11 protein-coding genes are annotated in these 11,112 nt (G+C 44.9%); 7 read left to right on the forward strand and 4 right to left on the reverse strand.

Translation table 11 applies throughout. The features are described from left to right. Positions 1-16 precede the first annotated feature (16 nt). Together ispA and xseB are read right to left on the reverse strand one after the other, a co-directional pair. Entirely contained in the window at positions 17-901 is an 885-nt protein-coding gene (gene ispA, locus SJY39_RS05010; RefSeq protein WP_010436376.1) for a (2E,6E)-farnesyl diphosphate synthase, read from the reverse strand. 20 nt (positions 902-921) lie between these two features. Beyond that, the gene (xseB, locus tag SJY39_RS05015) at positions 922-1,164 is read right to left on the reverse strand and encodes an exodeoxyribonuclease VII small subunit (protein ID WP_010436379.1); all 243 of its coding nucleotides are present in this window, start codon (positions 1,162-1,164) and stop codon (positions 922-924) included. A 298-nt stretch (positions 1,165-1,462) separates the two neighbouring features. Here xseB and pomA point away from each other — a divergent pair, with 298 nt between their 5' ends. The 7 genes from pomA to rlmM all read left to right on the forward strand — a co-directional run bounded on the left by pomA (position 1,463) and on the right by rlmM (position 8,616). After that, complete coding sequence (gene pomA, locus SJY39_RS05020) at positions 1,463-2,227, forward strand: flagellar motor protein PomA (protein ID WP_004734406.1); 765 nt, start codon at positions 1,463-1,465, stop codon at positions 2,225-2,227. A 12-nt stretch (positions 2,228-2,239) separates the two neighbouring features. Then, positions 2,240-3,187: a flagellar motor protein MotB gene (locus SJY39_RS05025; protein WP_016767602.1), complete on the forward strand. Its 948-nt coding sequence runs from the start codon at positions 2,240-2,242 to the stop codon at positions 3,185-3,187. Positions 3,188-3,505: 318 nt separating this feature from the next. Next, on the forward strand, positions 3,506-4,954 hold the full coding sequence (thiI, locus tag SJY39_RS05030; RefSeq protein ID WP_016767601.1) for a tRNA uracil 4-sulfurtransferase ThiI: 1,449 nt from the start codon (positions 3,506-3,508) through the stop codon (positions 4,952-4,954). A gap of 661 nt (positions 4,955-5,615) precedes the next feature. Next, positions 5,616-6,524, forward strand: coding sequence for a transcriptional regulator GcvA (locus SJY39_RS05035; RefSeq protein WP_010436387.1), 909 nt, complete (start codon positions 5,616-5,618; stop codon positions 6,522-6,524). After that, positions 6,517-7,140 carry an alpha/beta fold hydrolase gene (locus tag SJY39_RS05040; RefSeq protein ID WP_010436389.1) on the forward strand — a complete coding sequence of 208 codons (624 nt, stop codon included), beginning with the start codon at positions 6,517-6,519 and terminating at the stop codon, positions 7,138-7,140. The genes SJY39_RS05035 and SJY39_RS05040 overlap by 8 nt, the downstream gene beginning before the upstream one ends. After that, on the forward strand, positions 7,130-7,528 hold the full coding sequence (locus SJY39_RS05045; RefSeq protein ID WP_010436391.1) for a DUF423 domain-containing protein: 399 nt from the start codon (positions 7,130-7,132) through the stop codon (positions 7,526-7,528). Before SJY39_RS05040 ends, SJY39_RS05045 begins: the two co-directional genes overlap by 11 nt. Next, complete coding sequence (rlmM, locus tag SJY39_RS05050) at positions 7,525-8,616, forward strand: 23S rRNA (cytidine(2498)-2'-O)-methyltransferase RlmM (protein ID WP_010436393.1); 1,092 nt, start codon at positions 7,525-7,527, stop codon at positions 8,614-8,616. The genes SJY39_RS05045 and rlmM overlap by 4 nt, the downstream gene beginning before the upstream one ends. A gap of 81 nt (positions 8,617-8,697) precedes the next feature. Here the strand turns inward: rlmM and xni are convergent, their stop codons facing one another. Both xni and ppnN read right to left on the reverse strand, forming a co-directional pair. Next, the gene (gene xni, locus SJY39_RS05055; RefSeq protein ID WP_010436394.1) at positions 8,698-9,471 is read right to left on the reverse strand and encodes a flap endonuclease Xni; all 774 of its coding nucleotides are present in this window, start codon (positions 9,469-9,471) and stop codon (positions 8,698-8,700) included. A 145-nt stretch (positions 9,472-9,616) separates the two neighbouring features. Beyond that, positions 9,617-10,981 (reverse strand): nucleotide 5'-monophosphate nucleosidase PpnN, encoded by a 1,365-nt coding sequence (gene ppnN, locus SJY39_RS05060; RefSeq protein WP_016793811.1) that lies wholly within the window; start codon positions 10,979-10,981, stop codon positions 9,617-9,619. Between the last annotated feature and the right edge of the window lie 131 nt (positions 10,982-11,112).

An 11,112-nucleotide genomic window follows, 5' to 3' on the forward strand; every position in this document is an offset into this window, starting at 1 on the left:
ATGCGCGCTTATTGTCTTAGTTCTTGCGCTCGATGACGTATCGGGCGAACTCTTCGAGTGACTGGGTATTGTATGGGATTGCAGCCAAAGCTTGAAGCGCTTCCTGTAGCAGAGTTTGCGCTTTTTCTTGAGCGCCCTCTAAACCTAACAAAGAAGGGTAGGTGCTTTTGTTCAATTCTTGGTCAGAACCCTGTGGCTTACCCAAAGTTTCCGTGTCGCTGGTGATATCCAAAATATCATCTTGAACTTGGAAGGCTAACCCGATGGCATCGGCGTACCTATCTAATTGAGGCATTACTTCTAACGCTTTTTCACCAGCAGCGAGTGCACCTAATCGAATGGCACTCTTCATTAAAGCGCCCGTTTTATTTCGGTGAACTTCTTCTAATTCTTCTAGCGTAACAGCGCGGTTTTCGGCTTCAATATCAAGCGCCTGACCAATACACATACCTTGAGCACCAGAGGCTTCAGCTAAGCGTTGAATCATTCGAACGCGATTGCTTTCCCCATCAGCACTTAACGTGCCTTCCGCAAGTATAGTAAACGCGAGAGTTTGTAGTGCATCGCCAGTTAAAATAGCGGTCGCTTCATCAAATTTGATGTGACAAGTCTGATGACCACGGCGCAGTTCATCGTCATCCATCGCCGGAAGGTCGTCGTGAATCAGAGAGTAGGCATGAATACATTCGATTGCAGAAGCTGGAGTATCGAGCTCTTCAGCCGTGCACCCGAGCATTTCCCCTGTAATGTAGACAAGAAATGGACGCGCACGTTTGCCGCCTAAAAGCAATCCATAACGCATTGCGTTGATAAGATTTTGATTTTGGTGTGGCAGGCGATCAAGCCAAAGGTTCAGTTGCTCGTTATTACGTGCTTGATAAGACAATAACGTCTCGATCATAGGGGATCTCATACAATTTGTTATTCAGGTTGTGGGTTAAAGTCGCTAAGTTCTGCATTTTGATCGTTTTGCAGTAAGATGCTAACGCGTTGTTCTGCATCGTTTAGTTTACTTTGACCGGCTCGAGCGAGGGAGATACCTCGTTCGAATTTTTTCAGCGCATCATCTAAAGCTAGATCACCATTTTCTAGTTGATCAACCAAGCCATCAAGCTCTTCGATTGCCGCTTCAAAGCTCATATTTTCAGGTTTCTTAGTAGCCATAATAAATCTGCGTTTGGAAAGATGAACGAACGTTACCCTAGGCCGCTGATATGGTCAAATGTAACAAAGGAATTTTGCTAGAAAGTTCGTTTTTAAGGGGCTTGAACTCACTTTGATTGAATAACCTTAGCTTTATCGAGTTTATGCGCTACGTATAGGGGTAAAGTCTGCGAATAGTAGTGACTCAAAAACGAAAAGTGTGATACTTAAGCCAAGAATTTACTAAAAGATCTTATAGTCTGGCCGATAAAAAGATTATCGTCGACGTAGAGCTACAAAAAAGCATGAGGAGTGCTCAGTGGATTTAGCAACCCTAATAGGTTTGATTGGTGGATTTGCCTTTGTAATCATGGCAATGATCCTAGGTGGAAGCCTCGGGATGTTCTATGACACGACATCCATTTTGATCGTGGTGGGTGGTTCAACGTTTGTTGTTCTGATGAAGTTCACCATGGGACAGTTCTTTGGTGCGACTAAAATTGCCGGCAAAGCATTTATGTTTAAAGCCGATGAGCCTGAAGATCTTATCGCTAAAGTTGTAGAGATGGCAGATGCTGCACGTAAAGGTGGCTTCTTGGCACTTGAAGAGATGGAAATCAGCAACAGTTTCATGCAAAAGGGTATCGACTTATTGGTGGATGGCCATGATGGTGATGTGGTGCGTGCAGCACTGCAAAAAGACATCGCATTAACGACAGAACGTCACGAGCAGGGCGCGAAAGTGTTCTCTGCATTCGGTGATGTTGCCCCTGCGATGGGTATGATTGGTACCTTAGTTGGTCTGGTAGCCATGCTTTCGAACATGGATGATCCTAAAGCGATCGGTCCTGCGATGGCGGTTGCACTCTTAACTACGCTTTATGGTGCAATCCTTTCGAACATGGTGTTCTTCCCTATTGCCGACAAGCTTGCGCTGCGTCGTGACCAAGAAACACTAAACCGTCGTCTGGTGATGGATGGTGTTTTAGCGATTCAAGATGGCCAGAACCCACGTGTTATCGATGGTTACCTGAAGAGCTACCTAAACGAAGGTAAGCGCACGATTGATGGTGAACCCGCGTAAGAGGAATTGAAGATGGATGAAGAAAATCCATGTAAATGTCCTCCTCCGGGGTTACCTCAATGGATGGGGACATTTGCTGACTTGATGTCACTGCTGATGTGTTTCTTCGTACTGCTGCTCTCATTCTCTGAGATGGACGTACTGAAGTTCAAACAGATCGCGGGCTCGATGAAGTTTGCGTTTGGTGTACAAAACCGTTTAGAAGTGAAAGACATCCCGAAAGGGACCAGCATCATTGCACAAGAGTTTCGCCCTGGTCGTCCAGAACCAACACCGATTGATGTGATCATGCAGCAAACCATCGATATTACTCAGCAGACGCTGGAGTTTCATGAAGGTGAATCTGAGCGTGCTGGCGGCACCATGCGTGACCAAGGCAAGATGACCGGAGGCAAGTCGCCAGAGGTTTCGACTCACGACAATCAAAACTCTGAGTCAGACCAACAGCAACAACAAGCTGAAGCTCAATCGCAAGAGATGGAAACCTTGATGGAAAGCATCAAGAAGGCGTTGGAGCGAGAAATCGACCAAGGCGCGATTGAGGTGGAAAACCTTGGCCAACAGATTGTGATTCGAATTCGTGAGAAGGGTGCATTCCCATCGGGTTCTGCTTTCCTACAGCCGAAGTTCCGACCTTTGGTGAGACAGGTGGCTGAACTGGTGAAAGATGTTCCGGGTATTGTTCGAATCTCAGGGCACACTGATAACCAAAGGCTTGATTCTGAGCTGTATCGCTCGAATTGGGATCTGTCATCTCAGCGAGCCGTATCTGTTGCTCAAGAGATGGAGAAGGTTCGTGGGTTCTCTCATCAACGCTTGAGAGTTCGTGGTATGGCTGATACTGAGCCTGTAGAGCCGAATGATACGGAATGGCAACGCAGCCTAAACCGCCGCGTAGAGATCAGCATCATGCAGGGCGAGCCACTATACAGCGAAGAAGTTCCAGTGGTTACTCAATAATATCGCGTGCTCATATGATTTAGAAAGCCCAACCTTATGATGAGGTTGGGCTTTTTATTTTAATTCGTCATGATTAACTGAGTTCAAATTTGTGTACCTATGACACTACGATGGTGAACAGAGATGCTATTTTTAATAAGGTGCGTATTTATTACTGGCGCTAAAGCACGCACTCTTTTCCTTGTTTCCTTTTCTCATGTATAATCCGCGCCCTTAGATTTAATATTGATCTACTATTGCTTCAATAACTATGTGAAATGACCTTTTACGTGGTGATGAACCTATTAAAATTGTGAACCTTATTGGCGTGAAAGTACTATGAAATTTATTGTTAAGCCCCACCCGGAAATTTTTGTAAAAAGTGAATCGGTGCGTAAGCGCTTCACAAAGATTCTAGAACGTAATATTCGCACTATTCTTCAGCGTCGTACTGAGTCTGTGGCTGTTTTCAACCGTCGTGACTACATTGAAGTGACGTCTGAGAGCGACAAATACTTTAAAGAAACACTCGAAGTATTGACGCAAACTCCGGGTATTCATCACTCCCTTGAAGTTCAGCAATCAGAATTTAAAGACCTGCACGATATTTACGAGCAAGTTCTTGAGCGCAGCCGTGGTCTTATTGAAGGTAAGACTTTCTCTGTGCGAGCTAAGCGTCGCGGTAAACATGATTTTACCTCTATCGAGCTAGAGCGTTACGTAGGTGGTGGTCTAAACCAAGCGGTAGACTCAGCAAAAGTAAAACTGAAAAACCCAGATATTACCGTTAAGGTTGAAGTCGAGAACGGCAAGCTAAACCAAGTGATTGAACGTCATAAAGGCCTAGGCGGTTTCCCTCTAGGTACTCAAGAAGACCTACTGAGCTTGATCTCTGGCGGTTTCGATTCTGGCGTTTCAAGCTACTTGCACATCAAACGTGGTTCGAAAGTGCATTACTGCTTCTTTAACCTAGGTGGTCCAGCACACGAAATTGGCGTTAAGCAAGTTTCTCACTATCTATGGGACAAATACGGCTCATCGGCCAAGGTGAAGTTCATCTCTATCGATTTTGAACCTGTAGTCGCAGAGATTCTTGAGAACGTTGAAGACGGCCAAATGGGCGTGGTTCTTAAGCGTATGTTCATGCGCGCTGGTGGTATGGTTGCAGAACGCTTGGGTATTGAAGCGCTAGTAACCGGTGAGGCGCTTGGCCAGGTTTCTAGCCAAACGCTAACTAACCTTCGCCACATCGACAACGTGACCGATACGTTGATTCTTCGTCCACTTATCAACTGGGACAAAGAAGACATTATCGACCTATCTCGTAAGATTGGTACTGAAGACTTCGCGAAAGTAATGCCAGAGTACTGTGGTGTTATTTCTAAGAAGCCAACAGTGAAAGCGAAGAAAGGTAAACTAGAAGCGGAAGAAGCTAAGTTTAACTTTGAAGTCCTGGATCAAGTGATCGAGAACGCTCGTATTATGGATATCCGTGACATCGAGAAAGAGAGTCAAGAGCAAGCTCCTGAAGTTGAACAAGTTCAAGCCGTTGCTGAGCACGCTGTCGTTCTAGATATCCGCAGCCCAGACGAGGAAGACGAAAGCCCACTAGAGATCGATGGTGTTGAAATTAAGCACATCCCGTTCTTCAAGCTTTCAACTCAGTTTGGCGACCTAGACCAAGCGAAAGAATATTTGCTGTACTGTGACCGTGGTGTCATGAGCCGTCTACAGGCACTTTACCTACAAGAGCAAGGTTTCCATAACGTTAAGGTTTACCGCCCATAGTGGTGTGCTAACCGAATTGCTGAATACTTTGCAAAGCCGCTTACTGAAAAGTAAGCGGCTTTTTTATTTCTATTGAGAATGCTCTACAGTACTGAGGCATAGTCGAGAGTTTGGTGCGCGATCTATATGCTCTGATTTCATATGTTAAATTGTTGGGCTTGAAGCGGGTTTTTGTGACGCTGAAAATATGAGTATCTTGAAGGATTCTGTTAGTTTTTAGTGCGATTCAATGATTCGATTTGTATGTGTTCAGTTGATTATTTGAGTGCTTGTTTAATTCTGTGATTAATGATGAAAAATAATAAAGATTAATTAGCACAGCTATTGATAAACTTGTTGCTACTTTTCTTTGCACATAAAAAAACACCGCCCATAAGGCGGTGCAAACAAATTTGACAGACAGGTCAAAATAAATACAGGAAGTACATGCCTCGTTCCAGTATAGAACTGCAACAAAACATTTGGTAGAACTCTACCCAACTCGAAAAGAACGAGTTTGCAAACACAACATCGCAGGAGCTAAACCAATTGATTCTAGAGAGAATCAAGCCGTTCAGGCTAGCTGCTGCGGGATGAAATATAGAATTTCTCTGGCCGCTAGGCAATGGACAAATTATAATGTTTCAGATAAAAAAAACTAATGCTTATTTAGAGAGTAACTATGTCTCGTCGATTACCCCCATTAAACTCGTTAAGAGTGTTTGAAGCCGCGGCTCGACACTTGAGTTTTACGCGTGCTGCAGAAGAGTTGTTTGTTACTCAAGCTGCCGTCAGTCATCAGATCAAAGCGCTTGAAGAATTCTTGTCTTTGAAGCTTTTTCGTCGAAGAAATCGTTCTTTGTTGCTTACTGAAGAAGGGCAAAGCTACTTCTTGGATATCAAAGATATTTTCACATCACTGGCTGAAGCGACGGATAAAGTGCTTGAGCGAAGTGAGAAGGGCGCATTGACCATCAGCTTACCTCCAAGCTTTGCGATTCAATGGTTAGTGCCAAGACTTGCTGACTTTAATCAACAAGAGCCTGATATTGATGTGCGAATCAAAGCCGTTGATATGGACGAAGGCTCGCTGACCGATGACGTAGACGTAGCTATTTATTATGGTCGAGGTAATTGGTCGGGACTTAGGGCCGATAAGCTTTATCAAGAATATTTAATTCCTTTATGCTCACCTTCGGTGTTGCTTGGGAGCAAGCCGTTAGAAACGCTCAGTGATTTGGCATGTCATACGTTACTGCATGATACTTCTCGAAAGGATTGGAAGCAGTTTGCTAAGCAAAATGGCATCGATGGCGTGAACGTCAATCACGGTCCTATCTTTAGTCACTCAACCATGGTGTTGCAGGCTGCGGCTCACGGCCAAGGCATTGCATTGGGTAATAATGTATTAGCCCAGCCTGAAATAGAGGCGGGTCGTTTGATTGCGCCTTTTGACGAAGTGTTGGTGAGCAAGAATGCCTTCTATGTGGTTTGTCATGAAAAACAAGCTGACATGGGCCGTATCGCCACCTTCCGCGACTGGATGCTGGCGAAAGCGCAAAGTGAACAAGAGGATTTACTCGATGAATAACGTCATCATTGATGGTGAAGACAATCCAATCACCTTTATCTTTGCACATGGCGCAGGCGCAGGTATGGAGCATGAATTCATGCAGTCGGTGGCAAAAGGGTTGGCCTTTAAAGGGATACGAGTTATCCGTTTTAATTTCCCTTACATGATTAAACGTGCTGAAGATGGCAAGCGTCGTCCACCTGACAGAGCGCCTAAGCTGCTTGAAGCTTACCAAGAGATTATTGAGCAGGTTGATGCTGATAAGCTTGTTATTGGCGGAAAATCGATGGGAGGACGCATGGCGAGCCATTTGTCTGAAGTTGATAAGGTGGCAGCAATGGCGTGTTTAGGCTTTCCTTTCCACCCTCCAGGTAAGCCTGAGAAGTACAAAGGTGAGCATCTTGCTGAGTTAGAGAAACCTTGTTTAATTTTACAAGGTGAACGTGACACCTTCGGTAAGCGTGAAGAGTTTGCTGATTTTGAACTGTCTGGTTCTATTCGTGTTGAATTTATTCCCGATGGCGACCACAGTTTTAAGCCTCGTAAGAGTTCTGGCTACACCGAACAGCAAAACATAGCTTTAACCGTTGAGAAACTATCGGCGTTTATCAAAGAGGTGCTTAATGAGAAGTAAATATTTACTCACCTTTACAGGTATCTCTGGTGCAATAGCCGTAATGCTAGGTGCCTTCGCCGCTCACGGCCTGAAAGCTATTTTATCTGAGTATCAGCTAGGCGTGTTTGAGACTGGCGTTCAGTACCAGTTTATCCATACTCTGGCGATATTGGCGTGTGGCGCTCTGTTACAGATGAAACTTGGCGCTAAATCACAAAAATATTTTTTCATTGCGGCAATTTGCTTTATCATCGGCATCCTTTGTTTTAGTGGCAGCCTTTATGGGTTAGCACTGACAGGAATAAAATGGTTTGGCCCTATAACACCGTTCGGTGGTCTACTATTTATCATTGGTTGGGGAGTCTTCTCCTTCGCTGCTTTGAATATAAAAGAGGTAACTCAGTGAAACACGTACTACTTTATTGTCGCTCTGGTTTTGAAAAAGAATGTGCTGGCGAAATTCAAGACAAGGCAACACAACTGGAAGTGTTTGGTTTTCCTCGCCTAAAGAACAATACAGGCTTTGTATTGTTCGAATGCTATCAAGCAGGTGAAGCAGATAAGTTGATCAAAGAGGTCGACTTCCAATCTCTAATCTTTGCTCGTCAAATGATCGCGGTAGCGGTTGAAATCAAAGACCTGCCAACCGATGACCGTATCTCTCCAATTCTTGAGGCGCTTTCTGAGAAAGAAGGTTTCCCACGTTGTGGCGATATCCGAATTGAAACGCCAGACACCAATGAAGCGAAAGAGCTTTTGAAATTCTGCCGTAAGTTTACTGTGCCAATGCGTCAAGCTATGCGTGGTAAAGGCCTGATGACAGCGAAAGACAATGTTAAAAAGCCTGTGCTGCACTTATGTTTTATCGCTCCGGGTCACTGTTTTATTGGTTACTCTTACCCAACCAACAACTCACAGTTCTTCATGGGCATTCCTCGTTTGAAATTCCCATCAGATGCACCAAGCCGTTCTACATTGAAGCTAGAAGAAGCATTCCACGTATTCATCCCTCGTGATGAGTGGGACGAGCGTCTGGCTCCGGGCATGTGGGGCGTAGATCTAGGTGCGTGTCCAGGTGGTTGGACTTACCAATTGGTTAAGCGTTCTATGTTTGTTCACTGTGTTGATAACGGTATGATGGCAGATAGCCTTATGGAAACGGGGCAAATTAAGCACCACATGGTAGATGGCTTTAAATTCGAACCTGACCGTAAGAACGTGACTTGGATTATCTGTGATATGGTTGAGAAGCCAGCTCGTGTTGCTCACTTGATGGGTGAGTGGATTATCAAAGGCTGGGCGAAAGAAGCACTGTTCAACCTTAAACTGCCAATGAAAGGCCGTTACGATGAAGTACTGCAAGATATCGAGAACCTAAAACAGTTTCTGATTGATAACAAAGTTAAATTCAAGATGCAGGCGAAGCACCTTTACCATGATCGCGAAGAGATCACGGTTCACATTCAGTCACTTTCGAATATCTCACCGTACTAATATTTTCATTAGTATGTCAGTGATAAAGAAAATGCTCCTTTAAGGGGCATTTTTTGTATCTGCTCATCGCATTATCGGGAGTTAAGAATGAGCTTCGTAGCGAATGTCTTGAAGATTGAAGCCCAAATCTATATCAGTTTTTAAAGCTGAAACCAACTTGCACACTCGTGCGGATTCGATGTGTTCATCGAACTTCTTACGATATTTTTTAGGTAAATCTTCAGCTAGGAATGCGGCTTCAATATCGGGATAAGTCGTTAAGATCTCTTTGGCTGCTTTTGGTCCCACGCCAGGGATCCCAGGTACTTGGCTTGAACTAACGCCCGTTAATCCCCAGTAATCTGCAAGTTGCTCTGGTTTTACGCCGAACTCAGCTTCGATAAAGGGCTTATCTAACCAGCGATGTTGGAAGTAATCGCGGATCTGTAGTGTAGGTGATAACAGTTGGCAGTAACCTTTATCGGTAGAGATTATCGTAACTTTTTCACCATGGTCAGCCACTTTTTTTGCGAGTGTTGCTACTAAGTCATCAGCTTCATCGCCATCAGATAACAGCGAATCAATACCTAATTCCCACCAAGCTTGTTGGATAGCATCGAGGCCTTTCAGTAATGGCTCAGGCATTGGCTTTCGGTTTTGTTTATAGGCAGGAAGGACTTCTGCACGCCAGCCCCGATCTTGTAAGTGGTGATCGAATACCGCGATGATGTGAGTTGGTTTAGACTCCGCAAGAATCTTATTAAGAGTACGAGTCGTGGTAGTGATGGTTCTTGCTATATCGGTTGGATCCGGCTGAACTGAGTGAACGCGTCGGATTAGGTTCAAGGCATCGATAATAACAAGATGGATAGACATAAGTTTCCACTAAATAGGCAATAAATAAGGGGCTGCTAGCCCCTTATAGTAACGTATCACTTGGTGAGTTGAAACGCTGGTGACGTAAACGTCATGACTTGTTTAGCTTTATGCTTACGGCTTTGTTATCAGTCAGATATTATCATCAGCTGCTTGGCGCAATTTTATAACAAGGAACGTAGTCGGTACCACCCGGCAGTTTCATTCGATCTTGTTCAACAAAATCATTTAGCAGTTGATCCATCTTAGTCATCAACTCTTTGTCGCCATCAATGAGGAATGGCCCATGCTTCTCAATCTCCAGAATACCTTCGGCTTTGACGTTACCTGCCACAATACCTGAGAACGCTTTACGTAAATTCGCAGCAAGGCTCTCTGTTTTCTGATCCATGTGCAGATCGAGTGCCGCCATAGATTCGTGAGTAGGGTCGAAGGGGAGTTGGAACTCAGGCTCAATATGCAGTGACCAGTTGTAGCTGTAAGCATCGCCTGTTTCTTTACGGTGAGAGCGTACATCTGGCATTGCTTGCTTCATAATTTTCGCAGCACGTGCTGGATCATCAATGACAATTTCATAGTGCTTTTGCGCTTCTTCACCCAATGTTTCACCAATGAACTTATCAATTGAACGGAAGTAAGCCTCGCTCTCTTTAGAGCCAGTTAGAACGATAGGCATCGGTTGGTCTGCGTTGTTTGGGTGCATCATGATACCTAGGATGTACAGCAGTTCTTCGGCGGTTCCTGGGCCTCCAGGGAAGATTATGATGCCATGTGCCATACGAACAAACGCTTCAAGACGTTTCTCGATATCGGGCATGATCACCAGTTCGTTCACTATCGGGTTTGGCGGCTCAGCCGCAATGATTGATGGTTCAGTTAACCCTAAATAACGATGTTCAGTATAGCGCTGCTTAGCGTGACCAATAGCCGCACCTTTCATTGGCCCTTCCATCGCACCTGGTCCACAACCCGTACAGATGTTGAGTTCACGTAGGCCAAGTTCATTACCGACTTCGCGAGTATATTGGTATTCAGTGGCATTAATTGAGTGACCACCCCAGCACACGATCAGGCTCGGCTCAATGCCGGGTGTGAGTGCTCCTGCGTTTCTCAAAATACCAAACACAAGATTGGTGATGTGAGTTGCGTTGGTGAGGTTAAGCCTTTGGTTATCGGCCAAGTGCATGTTGACGTAGACAATGTCACGCAGCACTGAGAATAGATGTTCTTGAATACCCTTGATGATTTCACCGTCGACAAAGGCATGCTCTGGTGGGTTGCTTAGTTCGAGCTTGATACCACGCTCACGACGCACCACTTCAACATCAAATGACTGATACTTGTCGAGCAATTCTTTGGAGTTGTCGGTGTGGCTACCCGAGTTCAGTACCGCTAACGTACAGTTACGATACAGTTGGTACAGATCACTAGATGCGGTTTTTTTAAGACGCTCAACTTCAAGTTGAGAGAGTAAATCCATGCTACCGGCAGGGCTGATATGAGTGATCATAGTGCCTCCTTGTTGAGAAGAGCAGAGGCGACTTTTGAAGTGACCCTCTGGCTCGAGAGTGAGAAGCAAACGTTGAAAGTGTTTGGTTAAAGGTGAGGAGAGTTAACCAGACGAAACGGTTACGACAGCGT

It is taken from the genome of Vibrio sp. R78045 (assembly GCF_042466085.1).
GTDB lineage: Bacteria > Pseudomonadota > Gammaproteobacteria > Enterobacterales > Vibrionaceae > Vibrio > Vibrio cyclitrophicus.

Coding starts and splice junctions, on each gene's coding strand:
- ispA (WP_010436376.1), bottom strand. CDS start 901: ATGATCGAGACGTTATTGTCTTATCAAGCACGTAATAACGAGCAACTG.
- xseB (WP_010436379.1), bottom strand. CDS start 1,164: ATGGCTACTAAGAAACCTGAAAATATGAGCTTTGAAGCGGCAATCGAA.
- SJY39_RS05025 (WP_016767602.1), top strand. CDS start 2,240: ATGGATGAAGAAAATCCATGTAAATGTCCTCCTCCGGGGTTACCTCAA.
- thiI (WP_016767601.1), top strand. CDS start 3,506: ATGAAATTTATTGTTAAGCCCCACCCGGAAATTTTTGTAAAAAGTGAA.
- SJY39_RS05035 (WP_010436387.1), top strand. CDS start 5,616: ATGTCTCGTCGATTACCCCCATTAAACTCGTTAAGAGTGTTTGAAGCC.
- SJY39_RS05040 (WP_010436389.1), top strand. CDS start 6,517: ATGAATAACGTCATCATTGATGGTGAAGACAATCCAATCACCTTTATC.
- SJY39_RS05045 (WP_010436391.1), top strand. CDS start 7,130: ATGAGAAGTAAATATTTACTCACCTTTACAGGTATCTCTGGTGCAATA.
- xni (WP_010436394.1), bottom strand. CDS start 9,471: ATGTCTATCCATCTTGTTATTATCGATGCCTTGAACCTAATCCGACGC.
- ppnN (WP_016793811.1), bottom strand. CDS start 10,981: ATGATCACTCATATCAGCCCTGCCGGTAGCATGGATTTACTCTCTCAA.